The 21,470-nt window shown below is 27.8% G+C and carries 18 protein-coding genes and 1 pseudogene; 15 read left to right on the top strand and 4 right to left on the bottom strand.

Going from position 1 to position 21,470, the window contains the following annotated elements:
* Positions 1–3 precede the first annotated feature (3 nt).
* The 5 genes and pseudogenes from E0D94_RS14135 to E0D94_RS15200 form a co-directional block, all read left to right on the top strand.
* Positions 4–1,257: an ATP-binding protein gene (locus E0D94_RS14135; protein ID WP_130808174.1), complete on the top strand. Its 1,254-nt coding sequence runs from the start codon at positions 4–6 to the stop codon at positions 1,255–1,257.
* Between the two features lie 4 nt (positions 1,258–1,261).
* Entirely contained in the window at positions 1,262–2,107 is an 846-nt protein-coding gene (locus tag E0D94_RS14130) for a response regulator (RefSeq protein WP_130808173.1), read from the top strand.
* A 151-nt stretch (positions 2,108–2,258) separates the two neighbouring features.
* Positions 2,259–3,683 (top strand): Na+/H+ antiporter NhaC, encoded by a 1,425-nt coding sequence (gene nhaC, locus E0D94_RS14125; RefSeq protein ID WP_130808172.1) that lies wholly within the window; start codon positions 2,259–2,261, stop codon positions 3,681–3,683.
* 137 nt (positions 3,684–3,820) lie between these two features.
* Positions 3,821–5,179 carry an MATE family efflux transporter gene (locus tag E0D94_RS14120; protein ID WP_130808171.1) on the top strand — a complete coding sequence of 453 codons (1,359 nt, stop codon included), beginning with the start codon at positions 3,821–3,823 and terminating at the stop codon, positions 5,177–5,179.
* A gap of 115 nt (positions 5,180–5,294) precedes the next feature.
* Positions 5,295–5,519 (top strand): annotated as a pseudogene (locus tag E0D94_RS15200) (thioredoxin family protein); the annotation flags it as partial.
* 21 nt (positions 5,520–5,540) lie between these two features.
* On the opposite strand, the gene E0D94_RS14110 reads toward E0D94_RS15200, so the two are convergent.
* A complete protein-coding gene (locus E0D94_RS14110) occupies positions 5,541–6,401 on the bottom strand; it encodes a YihY/virulence factor BrkB family protein (protein WP_207289811.1) in 861 nt (286 codons plus the stop codon).
* A 157-nt stretch (positions 6,402–6,558) separates the two neighbouring features.
* On the opposite strand from E0D94_RS14110, the gene E0D94_RS14105 reads away from it, so the two are divergent.
* The 3 genes from E0D94_RS14105 (at position 6,559) to E0D94_RS14095 (ending at position 8,456) form a co-directional block, all read left to right on the top strand.
* Positions 6,559–6,720 carry a DUF1328 domain-containing protein gene (locus tag E0D94_RS14105; protein WP_130808170.1) on the top strand — a complete coding sequence of 54 codons (162 nt, stop codon included), beginning with the start codon at positions 6,559–6,561 and terminating at the stop codon, positions 6,718–6,720.
* A gap of 24 nt (positions 6,721–6,744) precedes the next feature.
* The gene (locus E0D94_RS14100) at positions 6,745–7,188 is read left to right on the top strand and encodes a PRC-barrel domain-containing protein (RefSeq protein ID WP_130808169.1); all 444 of its coding nucleotides are present in this window, start codon (positions 6,745–6,747) and stop codon (positions 7,186–7,188) included.
* 113 nt (positions 7,189–7,301) lie between these two features.
* Positions 7,302–8,456, top strand: a complete 1,155-nt coding sequence (locus E0D94_RS14095; RefSeq protein ID WP_130808168.1) for a baeRF7 domain-containing protein — start codon at positions 7,302–7,304, stop codon at positions 8,454–8,456.
* Positions 8,457–8,498: 42 nt separating this feature from the next.
* On the opposite strand, the gene E0D94_RS14090 is transcribed toward E0D94_RS14095, so the two are convergent.
* A complete protein-coding gene (locus tag E0D94_RS14090) occupies positions 8,499–9,866 on the bottom strand; it encodes a YjiH family protein (RefSeq protein ID WP_130808167.1) in 1,368 nt (455 codons plus the stop codon).
* A gap of 233 nt (positions 9,867–10,099) precedes the next feature.
* On the opposite strand from E0D94_RS14090, the gene E0D94_RS14085 reads away from it, so the two are divergent.
* Together E0D94_RS14085 and hutI are read left to right on the top strand one after the other, a co-directional pair.
* Positions 10,100–11,779, top strand: coding sequence for a formate--tetrahydrofolate ligase (locus tag E0D94_RS14085; RefSeq protein ID WP_130808166.1), 1,680 nt, complete (start codon positions 10,100–10,102; stop codon positions 11,777–11,779).
* A 16-nt stretch (positions 11,780–11,795) separates the two neighbouring features.
* Complete coding sequence (gene hutI, locus E0D94_RS14080) at positions 11,796–13,061, top strand: imidazolonepropionase (RefSeq protein ID WP_130808165.1); 1,266 nt, start codon at positions 11,796–11,798, stop codon at positions 13,059–13,061.
* Here hutI and E0D94_RS14075 read toward each other — a convergent pair.
* Together E0D94_RS14075 and E0D94_RS14070 are read right to left on the bottom strand one after the other, a co-directional pair.
* On the bottom strand, positions 13,058–14,146 hold the full coding sequence (locus E0D94_RS14075) for an HD-GYP domain-containing protein (RefSeq protein ID WP_242620572.1): 1,089 nt from the start codon (positions 14,144–14,146) through the stop codon (positions 13,058–13,060). The two genes, hutI and E0D94_RS14075, sit on opposite strands and share 4 nt — an antisense overlap.
* Positions 14,147–14,232: 86 nt before the next feature.
* Positions 14,233–14,394: a DUF1328 domain-containing protein gene (locus E0D94_RS14070; protein WP_130808163.1), complete on the bottom strand. Its 162-nt coding sequence runs from the start codon at positions 14,392–14,394 to the stop codon at positions 14,233–14,235.
* Between the two features lie 174 nt (positions 14,395–14,568).
* Between E0D94_RS14070 and pepV the strand changes: the two genes are divergently transcribed.
* From pepV to E0D94_RS14045, 5 genes are all read left to right on the top strand, one after another.
* Positions 14,569–15,906: a dipeptidase PepV gene (pepV, locus tag E0D94_RS14065; protein WP_242620556.1), complete on the top strand. Its 1,338-nt coding sequence runs from the start codon at positions 14,569–14,571 to the stop codon at positions 15,904–15,906.
* Positions 15,907–15,958: 52 nt separating this feature from the next.
* Positions 15,959–16,219: an HPr family phosphocarrier protein gene (locus E0D94_RS14060; RefSeq protein ID WP_130808162.1), complete on the top strand. Its 261-nt coding sequence runs from the start codon at positions 15,959–15,961 to the stop codon at positions 16,217–16,219.
* Between the two features lie 93 nt (positions 16,220–16,312).
* Entirely contained in the window at positions 16,313–17,815 is a 1,503-nt protein-coding gene (locus E0D94_RS14055; protein ID WP_130808161.1) for a glycosyl hydrolase family 18 protein, read from the top strand.
* A gap of 60 nt (positions 17,816–17,875) precedes the next feature.
* Complete coding sequence (locus E0D94_RS14050; protein ID WP_130808160.1) at positions 17,876–20,542, top strand: calcium-translocating P-type ATPase, PMCA-type; 2,667 nt, start codon at positions 17,876–17,878, stop codon at positions 20,540–20,542.
* 15 nt (positions 20,543–20,557) lie between these two features.
* The gene (locus E0D94_RS14045) at positions 20,558–21,331 is read left to right on the top strand and encodes an inositol monophosphatase family protein (RefSeq protein WP_130808159.1); all 774 of its coding nucleotides are present in this window, start codon (positions 20,558–20,560) and stop codon (positions 21,329–21,331) included.
* Positions 21,332–21,470 lie beyond the last annotated feature (139 nt).

Raw genomic sequence — 21,470 nt, 5'->3', positions numbered from 1 at the left:
TAAATGATTAAGTGGAATAACTTTAAAAAAAGAATAAATATTTCATTAATGGATGTAATATTTTCTTTCTTTTCTCTAAGCTATATAATAGTTGGTTTTAGAATAACGCTTTCTTTGGTTATTTTTCCAGTTCTTTTGAATTTATATAAAGGGCTTAATCCAATAATAACATCAGTATTTACAGGAATGACAGGTGTGATTTTCAGAAGTTTGTTTATGACATTAGATGGAAAATCCTTCATATATGCTTTTAAACAAAGTTATCCTGAAGTTATATTTCATCTTGTATATGGATTAACATATTATTTTTTATATTATAGGAGAAAAGAAACTTCTCATTTCTTTTGGTTTATAACTGTTGTATTATGTGATTTATTTGCTAATTTATCAGAGGTTATATTTAGAATATTTATATATTCTGATATAGGATTTGAAATAAATATAAAATCACTAATATTAATAGCTTTAATTAGAGGAGGACTTGCTTTTATAATATTATTATCTATACATTACTATAATCTTTTTACAGTAAAAAAGGAGCATGCAGAAAGATATAGAAGATTAGTCATACTTTCATCAGAGTTAGAAAGTGAAGTTTATTATATGAATATGAATAACAATTATATCGAAAATGTGATGAATAATGCTTATAATTTATATGAAAAGTTAGAGAATGATGATGATAAAAAAATGGCTCTTATGATATCTAAAGATGTACATGAAATAAAGAAGAATTATAGTAGAGTAATTGATGGAATAGAATCTATTATGGAAGATAAAATAAGATATAAATTTATGACTCTATATTCAATAATGGATATTTTGAAAAAAAATATTGATATGTATATAGAAAAAAATAATTTGAATATAGATTTAAATGTTTACATAAAAGAAGATATTAATATCTATAAACATTACTATATTATGTCAGTATTTAGAAATTTAATAATGAATGCAATAGAATCTATAGGAAAAAATAATGGAATTATTAATTTTAGATATACTAAAGAAAATAATAAACATGTATTTATAATAGAAGATAATGGTCCGGGTATAAAAGAAAGTAACATAAATTATATATTTGAATCAGGATTTTCTACTAAATTTAATAAAGGTTCAGGTAACATTAAAAGAGGAATAGGATTAACTGTTGTAAATGATATTGTTAAAAAAGAATTTAGAGGAAATATAGAAGTAAGTTCAAATTCTAAATCTACAAAATTTATTATAACAATACCAATAGAAGAGATGGAGTGAAAAGATGCTAAAATTATATATTGTTGATGATGATATAGGAATAATAAAGTCATTAGAAAATATAATTGAAGATAATAATTTAGCAAATGTAATAGGTTTTTCTACGAGTAGTGATATCGCAATAGAAGAAATAAAAAAATATAGACCTGATATTGTAATGGTTGATTTACTTATGCCCAATATAGATGGAATACAATTAGTAGATAGGATTAAAAAGTTAAACTTAGAAATGAAATTTATAATGGTTTCACAAGTAAATTCAAAAGATATGATATCTGAAGCATATAATAAGGGTGTTGATTTTTTTATAATTAAACCATTAAATATTGTAGAAATTAAAAAGGTAATGAATAACCTAATTGAATCTATAAATATGAAAAGAACATTAAAAAATATTAAAAATGTTTTTATGGATAATGATAATTCAGATGAATTTAAAGAACAAAATTATGATGAATTAAGTGAAATTAGGAATATATTAAATAAGTTAGGTATTATGGGAGAAAAGGGAGCAGAAGATATTATAAATATTTGTTCATTTTTGATTGAAAAAGATAAGAGTATATTTGATTTTAAAATAAAAGAAATTTGTGAAAAAGTAAGTGGAAATCCGAATGCTTCTGAGCAGAGAATAAGAAGAGCAATAAATAAAGCATTATCTAATTTAGCACATTTGGGAATAGAAGATTATATGAATGGAACATTTACTAATTATAATAATTCATTATTTAATTTTGAAGATGTAAAATCAGAAATGGATTATATAAGAGGAAAAAGAGATACAGGAGGAAGAATTAGTATAAGAAAGTTTATAGATAGTTTAATGACGGAAAAAGAATTTAGAAGTTAAATATTTAGTAATGGAATTTTTAAATATATTATTGGATAAATATTATTTTCAGAAAATTACTTATTTATTTTTGAATTTTAATAAATGTTTCTGATTTTTTTTGTAACCCTCTTGTTATAATATGTACAAATAAAAGGAGGGGGATTTTTGTATGTCAGATGACTATGATAATTCTAGTAAAATGAGTTTTAAATTAGCTATGGTACCAGTTCTATTTTTAATAGGAGCATTAATAATTGCACTTCAAGTGTATGAAGCAGATCCACATATACCTTTAATTATGGCTACTATAGTAGCAGCAGGTATAAGTGTCAAGGTAGGATATAAATGGGATGCAATAGAAAAAGGAATAATTGATTCTATACAATCTTCAATGCAAGCAATACTTATACTACTTATAATTGGTATGCTTATAGGTACTTGGATATTAGCAGGTGTTGTACCTACAATGATTTATTATGGACTTAAAATTTTATCACCAAGTATATTTTTAGTAGCAAGTACCATTCTTGCATCAATAGTTGCTTTATCTACAGGTAGCTCATGGACAACAGCAGGTACTGTTGGTATTGCATTAGTTGGTATAGGAGAAGGTTTAGGAATACCTTTGCCTATAGTAGCAGGAGCAATAATATCAGGTGCTTATGCAGGAGATAAGATGTCACCATTATCAGATACTACTAATTTAGCACCAGCTATGGCAGGATCAAATCTTTTTGAACATGTTAAACATATGATGTATACAACTGGACCTAGTTATTTAATTTCTTTAATACTATATGGAATTATAGGTATGAAATATAGTGGCTCAGTATCAAATGTAGATACAATTAATACTATTTTACAAGGATTATCAAATCAGTTTACTATATCTCCAATATTATTTATAGCACCAATAATAGTAATACTATTGGTTGTACTTAAAGTTCCAGCAATACCGGGACTTCTTGGGGGAGTTTTTGCAGGAGGTATACTTGCTGTCGCATTTCAAGGAGCAAATTTAGGTGATATTATAAATGCAGCACATTATGGATTTGAATCTACTACAGGAGTACAAGCGGTAGATGATTTGCTCACACGTGGAGGCCTTGATTCTATGATGTGGACTGTATCATTAATAGTTGTAGCACTTAGTTTTGGTGGTGTTATGGAGAAAACAGGTATGCTTTACGCTATTGCTGAAAAAATATTAACAGTTGCAAATACTACAGGTTCACTTATTTTATCTACAATATTAACAGGTATAGGAGTTAATTTAGTTACAGGAGACCAATATTTAGCACTTGTTATTACAGGAAAAATGTATAAAGATGTCTATGATGAAAGAGATTTAGCTGCAAGGAATTTATCTAGAGCATTAGAAGACTCTGCTACTCTTACATCTCCATTAGTTCCATGGAATACTTGTGGTGCTTTTATGCATAATACTTTAGGCATAAATCCATTAATGTATGCACCGTTTGCTTTTGTTAATATATTGAATCCAATAATATCTGTAATTTATGGATATACTGGAATAACAATTGATAAAAAAGATGAAAATAAACAAGAAAATGATAATAAAGTTATTGCATAAAAAGACACCCATATGGGTGTCTTTTTATGTATAATTTTCACGAATTTTATCAAAATAAATAAAACATTTGATAGATTAGATACACGAAATAGTTTATAATATAATCATATGATAATTTAGAGTAAGTAGGTGATTTTATGAAAGATTTATTTAATGATAAAGAATTTTTTAAAAGATTAATTGCAATAGCACTTCCTATATCTATACAAAACTTAATTTCCTCTTCTTTAAATATGGTAGATACAGTAATGATAGGTAAATTAGGTGAGACTTCAATAGCATCAGTAGGTATTGCAAATCAACTTTTTTTCTTTTTTACTCTTTTGATGTTTGGGTTAAATAGTGGCTCTGCTATTTTTATATCTCAATATTGGGGTAAAAGAGATATTACTAATATTAGAAGAGTATTAGGGTTTTCTATTATAAGTGGAACTTTAATTTCTCTTATTTTTACAATGTCAGCACTTTTAATTCCTGAAAAAATACTTGGAATATTTACTAATGATAAAGAAGTAATCCAATTAGGTGTAAGTTATTTATTGATAGTTTGTTTTAGTTATACCATTACATCTATTACATTTTCATATTCCTTTGCATCTAGAAGTATAGGAAATGCCAAATTGCCTATGATTGTTAGTGCAATTTCATTAGGCGTAAATACAACATTAAATTACCTACTAATATTTGGAAACTTCGGTTTTCCTGCATTAGGTATAAAAGGAGCTGCAATTGCTACACTAATTGCAAGGATAATTGAGTTAACATTATTACTTACAACTATATATAGAAAAGGTTTGGTTCTTGATGCTAAGATAAGAGAAATGAAAGATTTATCAAAAGCCTTTATAATGAGAATAGTCAAAACTACAACTCCAGTTATTTTAAATGAAGCTTTCTGGTCATTAGGTGTTATAACTTATTCTGCTGTATATGGAAGGATAAGCACAGAAGCTTTTGCATCTGTTCAAATCTCAAATACAGTTCAACAGGTGTTTATGGTTGTATCTATGGGTATAGGAAATGCTGCTGCAGTTATGATAGGAAATAGTATTGGAGCAAAGGATGAAACTAAAGCTATAGGTTATGCTAAAAGGTTTTCTATTATAACACCTTTAATTGGTATTATAATAGGAATTTTAATTATAGTCTTTTCTCCTCTAATAATATCATTTTTTGAAGTTTCAGTTATAGTGAGAGAGAATGTAGAAAAAATACTCATTGTATTTGCCATATTCATGGCATTTAAGGTATTTAATACAACGCTTATAGTTGGTATATTAAGAGGTGGAGGAGATACTACAGTTTCATTGTTTATTGAAGCTGGAAGTGTATGGCTTATAGGAGTTCCAATGGCAATAGTAGGAGGTCATATTCTTAATTTACCAGTATATTATGTTGTAGTATTAGTATCTTTAGAGGAGTTTGTTAAAGCTATGGTAGGAATACCTAGAGTAATATCAAAAAAATGGGTTAGAAATGTAATAGAAGAAGGATAAAAGAGGTGATATTATGAAAAAAATAGATACATTTGATGAAATACAAAAAATAATTGATGAAAATAATGTGACTTTAGTATTTTTTTCTGATGACATGTGATCTAATTGTGTTGGCTTTGGTCCAAAGCTAAAAAAATTATTAGAAAAATATCCTAAAATAAAATCTATTGAAGTAGATATAAATAATAATATAAAAGCAAAAGGTCAATATTCAATATTTGTAGCGCCTACAGTAATATTATTTATAGAAGGAAAAGAAGCTATAAAAATGAGTAAGTTTATAACTGTTGATGAATTAGATTCTAGCATTAATAGATATTATAAAATGATCTTTTCATAAAATAAAGACTCAATTGAGTCTTTATTTTTTATCTTTAATTTGTTTTATTATAGATATTCTATCAAAAGCAAGAGTTGCATTTAATTCTCCGCCTATAAGTATTATTATACTACTTATATATAACCAAATTAAAAGTATTATGATACCTCCAATACTACCATATGTTTTAGTATAATTTCCAAAGTTATTTACATAAAAAGAAAATAATAGAGATATTCCTATCCATGCTGCTGTAGTAAATAATGCTCCAGGTAGTACCTCTTTTAATTTTAATCTTTTCTTATTAGGAGCATATTTATAAAAAAGAGTAAATACAATTATAAGCATAATTATAGGAAAAACAAATCTTATGGTATCCCAAAACTGTTTGAAGACTTCAGTTAGATTAAAAAGACTAAATATGTAGTTTCCAATTATTTCTCCAAATACTAATAGAGTAAAAGCTAATACAATACCAATTACAAGTGCTATAGTAATAAGAATTGCAAAACCTCTTAACAATAAAAAAGGTCTATTTTCCTCTTGATCATAAGCTTTATTAAGTCCTTTTATAAGGGCAGCAACTCCACTAGAAGCTGACCATAATGTACCTATAATAGAAAAAGAAAGAAGTGATGTAGAGCCATTTTGTAAAACCTCTTCAATTGTGTCAGTTATTAATGAAAATGACTGTTCAGGCAATACTCCTGATAAATTATTGACAACATCTGAGGCAGAAATTGAAGTATGACTTAAAAGTGTAAGTAAAAATATTAGAAAGGGGAAAAATGATAGTATAAGGTAATATGTAAGTTGAGCACCAAGTGCTGGAACTTCATCTTTTTGTATTCTATATTTCATACTACCTATTATGTTCTTTATATTTAGCTTTTTAACTTTCACAAATTTCACCTCTTTTACTTTCATTTATATTAATATATATAACCAAAAATGATACATAACTAACAAAAATATCAAAAATGTTTAGAAATATATTAGTAGGATATATATGAATTAAGAGAATAGTTGGAATATTAATACAATAGAAGAGGTGAGATATATGCTTAGATGGGCTGTAATATTTTTAATAATTGCATTAGTTGCAGGAATATTTGGTTTCTTTGGAATAGTGGAAGTAGCAGCAAGTATAGCTAAAATATTGTTTTTCATATTCTTAATATTATTTGTAATATCACTAATAATTGGAAGAAGAAAAGTCTAACTTTTATTAGAAAGGAGATTTAGTATGAGTGATGAACAAAGAGGAAGAATGATTAAAACAAGTGATTTAATGGATTATGAAGTTAGAAATTTTAATAATGAAAAATTAGGTAAATTAGATGATATATTGTTTGATTATGACAATTGTACCATAGCATATGGAATACTATCTGTAGGAGGTTTTTTAGGAATAGGTGATGATTTATATGCAATACCTTGGAAGGCATTTAAGTTAAGTAAAGATAAAAATTATTTAATATTAGATGCAGATAAAGAGAAATTAGAAAATGCTCCTTCATTTGACAAAGGAAAATGGCCAGATGTTGATAAGAGGGAATGGCATACAGATATTCATACTTATTATGCTATGCAACCTTATTGGAGGTATGCAGGAGGGCATATGTCTGACCCTGATACAAATACCCATAATAAGAAAATAGATCCTAGAAGAAATAAAACTCATTTATAAAAAGATTGCAATTGCAATCTTTTTATATTTAACATAGACCTAATCAAGTTTATACTAAATTAACTCGGGTATGATATTTTAAGTAAGAAGATATATTGATAGGAGGTTAAATTGTGGATATTTTAAAAAAAGAACAATTGAAAAATCTTATTGAGAAAAAAGAGGATTATATGGTTTCAATTTATATACCTACAGTAGATGCAAGAATAGAAGCAAAACAAGGTCAAATAAAGCTGAAAAATGCATTGAAAGAAGCAAAAAATAAATTAGAACAAGAAGGTATTGATGAAAAAAAGGCAGAAGAAATATTGGAACCTGCTAATAAATATATAAATGATAATAAGTTTTGGTTAGAACACAGTGATGGTTTAGCTCTATTTATAACTGAAAATACATTTACATTTTATAGATTACCTATAGAGTTTGAACAATCAGTAGTTGTAAGTAATGAATTTGATATAAAACCATTATTACCACTATTCACTGGTGATGGAACATTTTATATACTTGCAACAAGTAAAAATAATGTTAGATTATTTCAAGCTACTAGAGATAGTATAAGTAAAATAATATTAATAGATACTCCTGAAAGCTTAGAGGAAGCAATGAAATATGATGATTTTGAAAAAGAATTACAACATAATACAATGAGTAATCCAAATAATAGTTCAAATTCTCCAATTTATCATGGTACAGGTGATGGAGATGAAGATGAAAAAAACCAAATACTTAGGTTTTTTCAATTATTAGATAAAGGTATTAGAGAACAAATAGAAGAAGAAAATCTGCCTTTAGTATTTGCAGGAGTTGATTATCTGTTCCCAATTTATAAAGAGGCAAATAAATATAATAATTTAATAGATAAACATATATCAGGAAATCCTGATATTAAATCAGATAAGGAATTGCATAAAGAAGCTTGGAAAACTTTAGAACCTATATTTAAAGAAGAACAAAGAAAAGATCAAGAAAAGTTTAAAGAATTAGAAGGTACAGAAAAGGCGTCTAAAGATATAAGAGAAATAGTATCATCCTCTTACTTTAGTAAAGTTGATACATTATTTGTTTCTCAAACAGATAAAATCTGGGGACAATTTCATCCTAAATTTAATCAAGTAAACTTAGTTGGACAAGAGGTTGATGAAGAAAGTATAGAATTATTAAATTATGCAGCAATGCAAACCATATTAAATGGTGGAAAAGTATATGCTGTAAATTCTGGTCAAGTGCCAGGAGGAGAAAAAATAGCAGCTATATATAGATATTAGTATAAGAAAAGGTACCTATCTTTTGATAGGTACCTTTTATATTTAAAATATTATATGAGCTACTAACACAATTATTGGTAAGGTTACAAGAGTTCTTTCTATAAATATAAAGAACAAGTCTTTTAAATTCACTGGAATTCTAGCACCTAATATTACAGCTCCTGCCTCAGATAGATAAACTAATTGAGTTACAGAAAGAGTAGCAACAATAAATCTAGTCATTTCACTTGGTATACTAGCACCTATTACAGATGGTAAAAACATATCAGCAAAACCTACAACCATTGTTTGGGCAGCTTCTGTAGCATAAGGAACATTAAGTAATTCTAATAGTGGTATAAATGGCATTCCTAACCATTCAAATACTGGTGTAGTTTCCGCTATTATAAGTGCTATTGTACCAAAGGCCATTATTGCTGGTAAAACACCTAGCCACATATCAAAAACTATTTTTGTACCATTTATAACAAAATCTTTAGGATTACCTGTTTTTTTAGCTTTTTCAATAGCAAGTTTAGTTCCCCATTCTCGAGTAGTAAATCCTTCAGGAATATCTTCTCCTGTATCCATGCTATTTTCAGTATAATATATGTCTTTTTTTCTAGATAAAGGTGGAATTTTTGGAAGGATTAAAGCAGCAACAAATCCACATAGTATGATAGTTAAATAATATATACCAAACATATGCATTAAATCAACTTGACCTAATACTACAAGTGAAAAAGTTATAGATACTGCTGAGAATGTAGTAGCTATTACAGAAGCTTCTCTAGCTGTATAATAGCCCTGTTCATATTGCCTGTTAGTAAGTGTAACTCCAATAGTTCCGTCACCAACCCATGAGGCAATACAGTCTATTGATGAACGACCAGGTAGTGTGAATACAGGTCTCATAACTGGGGTTAAAAGAGATCCTACAAATTCTAATAGTCCAAAGTCAGTAAGAAAAGGTAATAAAAATCCTGCAAATAAGAACATAGTAAATAAGGTAAGAATTAAGTCATATAGTATTAATCCGCCTGTAGCATCAGAATAAATCCATTCAGGTCCAATTTGAAAATAAACTAGAAAACCTAATATCATTCCGACTACACGTGTTATAACCCAAAATATAGAAACATTAAATATTCCTTTTAAAAACTCATTGTTCTCTATAATTGAGGGTTTAAATAATTTATAGCTAACTGTAGCTATTCCAGTAATAGTAATGAATATTAATACTATACCTGGTAAAATATTTTGTGCAGCACTTGTTAGTTTACTTGCAAGTAATGCTACAACAATTGTAGTTTCACCTTGATAATTAAAAGGCACCATCAAAACTAATATACCGATAATTGATGGAATTATAAATTGTAAATAACTTGATAATGAATACTTTTGTGGTTTTAATTGATTGGGATCATCCATTAAAATCTCTCCTTTAATATTTGTTTTATATTTATATATTATATATCTATTTTATTTCAAATTCACAGAAAAATCAAAGATTAATATAAATAATTTTTTTATAGAGCTTTATTTATTCCCTAAGTTTTTGTAATTAAACATATAATTAATTATTTATTAAAGATTCTGTACATTTCAACAATTATTTTATATAATAAGATTTGAATAGCAAAATAGAAAGGTTGGGATATTTAATGAGTAAAGTACCAAGTGATATCGATATTGCAAAAGATGCAAACATAAAGCCAATATTTGAAATAGCTAATAAAGTTGGCTTAGATGAAGACGATTTAGAACTTTATGGTAAGTACAAGGCAAAGGTTTCCCTAGATGTTTTAGAAAGATATGAAGATAAAGCAGATGGAAAATTAGTATTAGTTACTGCTATAAATCCAACTCCGGCAGGAGAAGGTAAAACTACTACAAATATAGGACTTTCTATGGGGCTTAATAAAATTGGTAAAAAAGCTATAACCGCATTAAGAGAACCTTCATTAGGTCCTTCTTTTGGTATAAAAGGTGGAGCAGCTGGTGGAGGATATTCTCAAGTAATCCCAATGGAAGATATAAACCTTCACTTTACAGGTGATATTCATGCAATTACATCAGCACACAATTTATTATCAGCATTATTAGATAACCACATACATCAAGGTAATGAATTAAATATAGATACTAGAAACATAACTTGGAAAAGAGTATTAGATATGAATGATAGAGCTCTTAGAAATATAGTTGTAGGACTTGGAGGAAAGACTCAAGAGGTTCCAAGAGAAGATGGCTTTGATATTACAGTAGCATCTGAAATAATGGCTATATTATGTCTTGCAGCAGGTTTAGAAGATTTAAAAGAAAGATTAGGTAAAATGATAGTAGCATATACTTATGATAAAAAAGCGGTTACATGTGATGATCTTAAAGCAACAGGAGCATTATCAATATTGTTAAAAGATGCAATTAAACCTAATTTAGTTCAAACTTTAGAAAACACACCTGCATTAATACATGGTGGACCATTTGCAAATATAGCACATGGTTGTAATAGTGTAATGGCAACTAAATTAGCACTTAAATTAGGAGATTATACAGTTACAGAAGCAGGATTTGGAGCAGACTTAGGAGCAGAGAAGTTCTTTAATATTAAATCTAGATATGCTAATTTACAACCTGATTGTGCAGTAGTAGTAGCAACAGTAAGAGCACTTAAAAATCATGGTGGAGTTAAAAAGACTGATTTAAATGAAGAAAACTTAAAAGCATTAGAAGATGGCTATGAAAACCTAAAAAAACATGTTGAAAATGTAAAGAAATTCAATGTACCAGCAGTAGTAGCTATAAATAAATTCCCTACAGACACAGAAAAAGAAATAGAATTATTATTTGAAAAATGTAAATTAGATGGAATAGAAGTTGTATTATCAGATGTATGGGCTAAAGGTGGAGAAGGTGGAATAGATTTAGCTAAAAAAGTAGTAGAAGTAGTAGAAAAAGGAGAAGCTAATTTTAGTCCATTATATAATGAAAATGAATCTATTAAAGATAAAATAAAGAGAATAGCAACAGAAATATATGGAGCAGAAGGAGTAGAGTATACTAAGGGTTGTGAAAAACAAATAAAAGAAATAGAAGCATTAGGATATGATAAACTACCAATTTGTATGGCTAAAACTCCATTATCATTATCTGATGATCCAACATTAAAAGGTAGACCAGAAGGATTTAAAATTACAGTTAGACAAATAAGGGTATCTAATGGAGCAGGTTTCTTAGTTGCACTTACAGGTAATGTAATGACAATGCCAGGGCTTCCTAAAACACCTGCAGCAAATAATATGTATCTTTCTGATGAGGGAGAAATTAGCGGATTATTTTAAAGATTGGAGAGATGAAATGAATAATAAAATTTTAATTAAAAATGCTAATCAAGTAGTAACATGTAGTGGAAATCAGCAAAAAAAGGGATCAGAAATGAATGAGCTTCATGTTATAGATAATGGTTGCATTATTATAAAAGATGATAAGATAGAAAAGGTAGGAACATCTGAAGAAATATTAAAAGATATTGATGAAAAGGAATATGACATTATAGATGCTAAAAATAAATGTGTTTTACCAGGGTTCATAGATTCTCATACTCATGTTGTGTTTGGTGGATATAGAGCAGAAGAATATAATATGCGATTAAAAGGCATAGATTATATGGAAATAATGAAACGTGGTGGAGGAATTCAAAGTACTACTGAGGCTACTAAAAAAGCTACATTAGAAGAATTGGTACAGTTAGGTGTTAAAAGACTTGATTCTATGGTTTCATTTGGAGTTACATCAGTAGAATCAAAAAGTGGATATGGATTAGACTTAGATACAGAAATAAAGCAATTAGAAGCAATGAAAAAGTTAGATGATATTCATCCTATTGATATATCAAAAACATTTTTAGGTGCACATGCAGTTCCACCTAGATATAAAGGTAAAGAAGATGAATTTATAGACTTTATAATAGAAACTGTACTTCCTAAAGTAGTGGAAGATGACTTAGCAGAGTTTTGTGATGTGTTTTGCGAAAAAGATGTTTTTTCAGTGGAGCAATCTAGAAAACTTTTAAAAAATGCTCAAAAGTTAGGATTAAAATCAAAATTACATGCTGATGAGATAGTACGTATAGGTGGTGCAGAACTTGCAAGTGAAATTGGTGCTATTTCAGCAGATCACTTACTTAGAGCATCAGATCAAGGAATAAAGATGATGGCAGAAAATGATGTAGTAGCTACACTTCTTCCAGGAACAGCTTTTAGTCTAAAAGAAGAATATGCTAGAGCAAGAGATATAATAGATTCAGGGTGTGCAGTAGCACTTGCAACAGATATGAATCCAGGAAGTTGTTTTACTGAATCTATACCACTTATAATAGCATTAGCTACTCTTTATATGAATATGAGTATAGAGGAGACAATCAATGCCCTTACAATAAATGGTGCAGCAGCTATAGATAGAGCTGATACCGTAGGTAGTATTGATGAAGGTAAGAAAGCAGATATTGTAATACATGAGTTTCCAACATATGATTATATACCATATCATATAGGTGTAAGCACTGTAGAAAAAGTTATAAAAAATGGAAAGTTAATATTTGATAAAATAAAAAATGAGGCCTAAGCTAGGGCCTCATTTTCATTATATACAACATTTTCTATGACTATATTTTTCTGTGTCATTAAATCAATAGTATTATTGGTAGATAAAATTTTTATTTTAGGTCTTAATGGAAATCCTGTATTTATTGATTTTACAATACCTATATTTTTATTACTTAATTTTACCATAGTACCTATTGGATAAGGTATTATTTTATTTGAAAATTTTCTAACTAAATTTATATCAAAATGATTTGAACAATTTGCATATAAAAATTCTAATGCATCATTTGGAGTCATTGCAGATCTATATGGTCTATCTGATGTCAATGCATCATATACATCACAAATACTAACAATTTTAGCTAAAAAATATATTTGTTCTTTTTTTAATCCTTTTGGATAACCTGATCCATCAATTTTTTCATGGTGTTGTAATGCTATGATTCTAGCTGGAGAAGGAATTTTATTACTAGCTTTTAGATATTCATAACCATCTAAAGTATGTTTTTTCATTATTTTAAATTCTTGAGTTGTTAACTTTCCATTTTTATTTAAAATTTTTGAAGGAGTTAAAGTTTTTCCAATATCATGGAGTAAAGATCCAATTGCTAAGTATTTTAAATGCTCTTTTTTTAGACCTAGTTCAATTCCTAATATTATTGAGAAGATTGATACACTTAAACAATGCTCATATGTATAGTTATCTGCACTTTTAATATCTACTAGATTAACCATTATATCTTTTTGAGAGAGTATATCATTTAATAATTCTTCAGATATATTTGAAATATTAGATATATTTTCATCTGCTTTATCTATGGATTTTTTATTATATAAATTATCGTTTGAATAGTCATGTTCAAAACTATCATAAGTTTCTTTTAACTTTATAATAGCTTTACTTCTAATTTGTGGAGAGATTATATCATTTAGTTCTACATCTGAGTATTTATCCATTATATATATAGAATATATTCCAAAAGATTTAATTCTTTTAATATAATTAGAGGATAATCTTGTACCTTTTGCAAGTAAAGTTTTCCCTTTTTCATTACATATACTTTTACCTAAAAGAGTTCCTTCTTTAACAAATGATATTGGCATAAAACGCAAAATAAATCCCCCTTAAAATAATATAACGAGGAGCTAGCTCCTCGTTATATTATACTATAATTTTATATCGTTCTCAATTAGAATATACCCGCACCAAATACAAGTGCGATTATAAACAATATTAAGAATATTACGAATAATATTTTTGCAATACTTGCTGAAGCACTTGCAACACCTCTAAAACCGAAGAAACCAGCAATAACTGCTATAACTAAGAATATTAATGCCCATTTTAACATTTTAAATTCCTCCTTTTTATATTTTATAATATTAATGAATATATAGCCTGAATTATTCAATTTAAACAATTGTAAATAAAATTTTATTTATGTTATTATTAGTATAGACTTGGGTAAAAATATAAGGAAAAGCTTAATTGGATAACAGTAAAATAAATTAGGAGGTAGTTTTAAGTGGATTATAAAAATAAAGTAGAACAACTAAAAGATGAAATGATAAGTTCTATAAAAGAATTGGTAAATATACCAAGTGTAAAAGATGAAAATAGTAAAGACACACCATATGGAGAAGACATAGATAAGGCACTTAAAAAAGCTTTAGAAATTTGTGATAATTTAGGATTTAAAACATACTATGATGAAGAAGGATATTATGGATATGCAGAAATAGGTGAAGGCAAAGAAATGTTAGGTATCTTAGGGCATCTAGATGTTGTACCTGCAGGAGAGCTATCTAATTGGAATACTGATCCATTTAAAGCCCAAATTAAAGATGGCAGATTATATGGTAGAGGAACTCAGGATGATAAAGGGCCAACAATTGCTGCAATATATGCTGTTAAGGCACTTGTGAATTCAGGAGTAGAGTTTGATAAAAGAATAAGATTTATATTTGGAACAGATGAAGAAAATCTTTGGGGTGGAATCAATAAATATATGGAGAAAGAAGAAGTTCCTACACTAGGATTTACTCCAGATGCAGAGTTTCCTATGATCCATGCAGAAAAAGGTTTATTACAATCAAAATTAAAATCTAAATCAAGTGGGAAGTTAGTATTATCAGGAGGTAATGCATTTAATGCAGTTCCAGATAGAATTGGTTACAGTGGAGAATATAATGAAAGATTAAAACAAGAATTAGATAACTTAGGCTTTAAATATGAAGTACAGGAAGAAACTATTTATGTAATAGGAAAAGGTGCTCATGCTTCTCAACCTCATAATGGAATTAATGCTATAGCTCTCATAGCAATTGCACTTAATAATATTGGCGTCGAAAGTAATGCAATTAAATTTATAGCTGAAGTAATAGGTGAAGATTACAATGCCAAGAATATATTTGGAGAATGTGAAGATGAACCATCAGGTAAGATAACATTTAATATAGGTAAACTTAATATAGATGAAAATAACGAAGAAATAGCAATTGATATAAGAATACCTGTTACTAAAGATAAAGAAAAAATAGTTGATGATATAAAACAAAAGGTAAAAGAATATAATATTGAATATGAAGAATTTGATTTTCTTAACTCACTATATGTACCTAAAGACCATAAACTCATTAAAACACTTAGAAAGGTATACGAAGAAGAAACAGGGAAAGACTCTACACCTTTAGTTATAGGAGGAGCTACTTATGCTAGAGCAATGGATAATTGTGTAGCATTTGGAGCAGTATTCCCAGGTCAAGAAAAAGTAGAACATCAAGCAAATGAATATATTGAAGTAGATACACTTATTGAAGTAGCAAAGATATATGCAGCTGCAGTTTATAATTTGACAAGATAATATTGTCGGTTTATTATATAATAGATTAAATAAAATTTTTAGGAGGATATGTATGAAAAATTTAGAAATAGAATTAACTAATGAAACTGGTTTACATGCTAGACCGGCAAGTCTTTTCATCAGAGAAGCATCAAAATATACATCTGATATTGTAGTAGTGAAAGATGGTACAGAATATAATGGAAAGAGTATCATGGGTATATTAAGTATGGGAGCTACAAAAGGTGATAAGTTGAATATTAAAATAGATGGTTCAGATGAAGCAGAAGCTTATGAAGGTTTAAAGAATCTTTTTGAAAATGAAATAAAATAATACTCAGTTAAAAAATATAAACCATTCTTTAGATAAAGGAATAGTATAAAGTAAGTTCAATTATACTACTTTGTTTGAAAGGATGGTTTTTTTATGCATACAATTAAATATATAGTTAGACCAGGTGATAGCTTATATCTAATATCTAGACAATTTAATGTAGATATAAGTGAAATAAGTAGAATAAACAATTTGACAAATTCTACTATTTATGTAGGACAAATATTAGAAATTCCACTAGAAAGTTATACAGTGAAATCTGGAGATAGTTTATATTCTATAGCAAATAGATTGAATGTACCTATAGAAAGTTTGATGATAATAAATAATTTAGAAGATACTAATTTATCCATAGGTCAAATATTAAAAATTCCTTATTATACTGAAATGATAGTAAATGTAGATATGGCTAATATTAGACTTGGACCTTCTACTGAATTTGATGTAATTTCACAAATGATTAAAGGTGCAAAATTGCCTGTAATAGAAATAAATGATGGGTGGACAAAAGTTGAACTTTATGATGGAAGACAAGGATTTATTAAAAATACACTTGGAAATTTAAAAGTATATGGTGGAGAAAAACCTATAGTAGCTATATTAGGATATTATACATTAGAAGAAGGAGCGGCTCTTCCAAGCTCCTATGATTCTTTCGTAGCAAACAAAAATGAATTAACTGAAGTTCCCCTATTTTTGTTTAGAATATCTGAAAATGATCCTACTACTATAGAAAAATTTGGAGATTTCACTAATCAATATGTTGAAGAGGTCATAGAAATTGGGCATAAATCTAATGTCAAGATGCTTGCTTTAATTCATAATTTACTTTATACAGGAGGAGTAGAAAAAGCAAAAGAAATAACATCGCAGATGTTAGCTAATGAACAGACTAGATCTACTTTTATAGAAAATACTATTGAACTTATAGAAGGTTATGGTTTCGATGGAGTTAATATTGATATCGAAGATGTAGATATTAAAGATAGTGATAAATTAACTATGTTTTTCGAAGAATTAGGAGAAGCTTTATCTAAAAGGGGTTATTATTTATCAGCCTCAATACCATCAAGAGTAAGTGACGAACCATTTAATCCATTCTCTGACCCTTTTAATTACACAGCAATAGGAGAATCAGTAGATGAATTTGTAGTAATGTTATATAACGAACATGGATGGCCGGGAAGTGGACCAGGTCCTGTAGTTTCAATAGGTTGGATGGAAAGAGTATTAAATTATACAATGACAAAAATGCCAAGAAGAAAAATAATGGCTGCAGTATCTGTTTTTGGTTTTGACTTTAATTTAGATACTGGGAAAAACTCTTATGTAACTTTTGAGAGTGCTATGAATTTAGCAGATAAATATAATAAAGAGATAATATTTGATGAAGAAACTAAAACTCCGTATTTTAAGTATGTAGATGAAGAAGGAAATAATCATGAAGTTTGGTTTGAAAATGCTGAGAGTATAAAAGCCAAAATAAATCTTGCTAATAAACTTGGTATAAAAGGAATTGCACTTTGGAGATTAGGAATGGAAGATGAATCAATGTGGAATATGATAAGAGAAGATGTTGTAGTTAAGAGATTTTAGGGGTTTTATACCCCTTTTTTTTGGGTATATTTAAGTAAGCAGTAGAAAGGAGTTAAATATATGGATAAATCAAAGTTTAAAGGATTAGCACAGGAAGAAGTTAAAAAATCTAGAAATGAAAATGGGGATAATAAGATTAAAAAAGGTGAAAGTGAATCTTTTTTAGATAAATTGATAGATAATTTAAAAGATCCAATAATTAAAATATTAATAGTAGCACTTATAATAGAAGTTGGCTTTTTCTTTTGGGGAAAAGTAGAATGGTATGAACCTCTTGGAATAGGAATTGCTGTAGTTATAGCAATACTTGTAAGTACTTATTCAGAATATAGTAATGAGAAATCATTTAAAAAGCTTCAAGAACAAGCTTCAAAAATAGAGTGTAAAGTGTTTAGAGATGGAAAATTAGAGAAAATATCTATAGAAGATGTAGTTAAAGGGGATAAAATATTAGTTCAATCAGGTGATAAAATACCTGTAGATGGAATCATATTAGAAGGACATTTAGATGTAGATCAGTCTGTACTAAATGGCGAAAGTGAAGCTGCAGAAAAAAATAAGGTTAAAGATGACTATGAATTTGATTCAAATGACAATGATTTTTTAGATGAATATAGAGTTTTTAGGGGTACAGTTGTAGTGGAAGGAGAAGCTGTAATAGAATCGAAAACAGTAGGTGGAAACACATTTTTTGGACAACTTGCAAAAGAATTAGAGTCAGAAGATAGAGATTCACCTTTAACTGTTAAATTAAATAAACTTGCTGACAAAATAAGTAAATTTGGATATGCAGGCGCTATACTTATAGCTCTTTCTTTTATGTTTAAAAAAGTTATCCTTGATAATTATTTTCAAGGAGTTAGTTTAGGGGAATATTTTTCAAATATAGCTACAGTTACGAATGATTTAGTATCAGCAGTTATACTTGGGATTATTATAATAGTTGTAGTAGTTCCAGAAGGGTTGCCTATGATGATTGCATTTGTTCTTTCTATTAATATGAAAAAATTATTAAAAGATAATATATTAGTTAGAAAATTAGTAGGTATAGAAACATCAGGATCTCTTAATATATTATTTAGTGATAAAACTGGAACAATTACAAAAGGTGAATTAGAAGTAATAAATTTTATAGATGGAAATTTAAATGAATATAAAAGTTTTACAGATGTAGATGTAGACCTAAAAGAACTATTGGAAATCTCAATAAAAGAAAATACTGAAGCAGTATATGAAGAAGATGAGAAGGAAAAATTAGAAGTTTTAGGTGGAGATTTTACAGAACAAGCACTTTTAAAATATATGGGAGAAGCTAAAAAAAATTATAACATAGAAATAGTTGATAAAAAACCTTTTAATAGTGAAGATAAGTTTTCAGCAGCACAAATAAAAGGAGACTATAACACTACACTTGTAAAAGGTGCACCAGAAATATTATTACAGAAAGTAAGTAAATATTATGATGAAAAGGCTCATAAAAAAGAATTTACAGAAGAAAAACGAAAAAACATAGAAAAAAAGTTGAATCAAATGGCTGATAATGCTATAAGAGTTATAGCAATTGCAACATCAGAAAATGATGTGAATAGTGATGTATTAGAAAATTTAACCTTTCTTGGTTTATTTGGCATAAGGGACGATGTTAGAAAAGAATCTATAAAATCTATTAAACAAGCACAAGATGCTGGAATACAAGTAGTGATGATAACAGGTGATAAAAAAGAAACCGCACTTGCAATAGCAAAAGAATCAAACATTATAAAAAATGATGATGATATTGTAATAACTTCAGATGAATTAAAGGATATGAGTGATAAAGAATTAAAAGAAAAATTAGAAAGTATAAAAGTTATAGCTAGAGCACTTCCTACGGATAAAAGTAGACTTATAGAGATATCTCAAAGTAAGAATAAAGTTGTAGGTATGACTGGAGATGGAGTTAATGATGCTCCTGCTCTTAAAAAAGCTGACATAGGTTTTGCAATGGGTTCAGGAACAGAAGTTGCAAAGGAAGCAGGGGATATTGTAATATTAGATGATAATTTTAACTCTATAGCAAAGACTATATTATATGGTAGAACAATATTTAAATCTATTAGAAAATTTATAATATATCAATTAACAGTAAATGTATCAGCAATGATAGTAGCATTTGTAGGTCCTTTTATAGGTATTGAATTTCCACTTACTATGACGCAAATGCTTTGGGTTAATCTTGTAATGGATACATTTGCAGCACTTGCATTTGGAGGGGAGCCTCCACTAGATAAATATATGGAAGAAGAACCTAAAATAAGAGATGAATCAATAATAAATAAATATATGTGGACATCTATTATTACTGATGCTTTGATAATAAGTGGATTTAGTATTTTTTATCTGACAAATGATTTTATAAAATCATTATTTAGAACAGGACCTAGTGGAAGTGAAAACATATATTATTTAACAGGTTTCTTTGTGTTTTTTATATTTATTAATTTATTTAATATGTTCAATGCTAGAACTAAAGAAATTAATTTATTTAAGAACATAACAAAAAATGATAAATTTTTAAAAATTGTTACTCTAATATTTGTAGTTCAAATAGTAATGACATATATTGGAGGACAAATACTTAGAACTGCTGGTTTAAATATAAATGAGTGGCTTATACTAATAGCTATGTCTGTTACTATAATACCTATTGATATAGTAAGAAAATTAATTTTTAAAAATATAAACTAAAGGAAGTGGATATCTATGATAGATTTAAATAAATCTATTGAATTAGTTAAAGAGTGGGCATATGAAGCTGGAAAGGCTCAAAAGGATAATTATGAGAAAGAAGATTTACAAATTTCTACTAAATCATCAGATATAGATTTAGTTACAGAAATTGATGACTTATCAGAAAAAATAATAATAAAAGGGATAAAAAAAGAGTATCCCGATCATGATATTTTATCTGAAGAATCAGAGTTTGAAAAGACTGATTCAGATTATTTGTGGATAATAGATCCTTTAGATGGTACAACTAATTATGCACAAGGACTTCCTATATTTGCAGTATCTATTGCATTGGAGTTTAGAGGTGAAATAGTTTTAGGGGTAGTATATAACCCTATACTAGATGAAATGTTCTCAGCAGTAAAGGGAAAGGGTGCATATTTGAATGGCAAACAAATAAAGATAGGTGGAAAGGATCAATTAATAAAGTCAGTAATAGCAACAGGCTTTGCTTACGATAGAAATACAAATGAAAACAATAATATATCTAATTTTTCTAAGGTTTTACCAAAGGTAAGAGGTATTAGAAGAATGGGAGCAGCAGCTTATGATTTAGCTTGTGTAGCATGTGGTAGACTAGATGGATATTGGGAATTTAATTTAAAATCGTGGGATGTAGCAGCAGGAATATTAATTATAAAAGAAGCTGGTGGAGAAGTAGTTGAAATTTCTGGAGGAAAAAATGTATCAATAATAGCAGGGAATAAAAAAATGATAGATTTAATAAAAAAGGAAATAGAATCTTAATACTCCAAACATAAATTCAGCTATTTAAAAATTGTATATTATTTTTATACCATAGAAATAATAATAAAAGTAATCAGTAAAATGTTTTAAACAATATAAATAGAAAATAGATGTAACAAAGAACTTTAAAAAGCGAAAG

This window comes from Senegalia massiliensis (assembly GCF_900626135.1).
In the GTDB taxonomy this organism is placed as follows: domain Bacteria; phylum Bacillota; class Clostridia; order Tissierellales; family SIT17; genus Anaeromonas; species Anaeromonas massiliensis.
The sequence above is the reverse complement of the archived record's forward strand: the minus strand, read 5'-3'. Positions and strand labels throughout refer to the sequence as shown.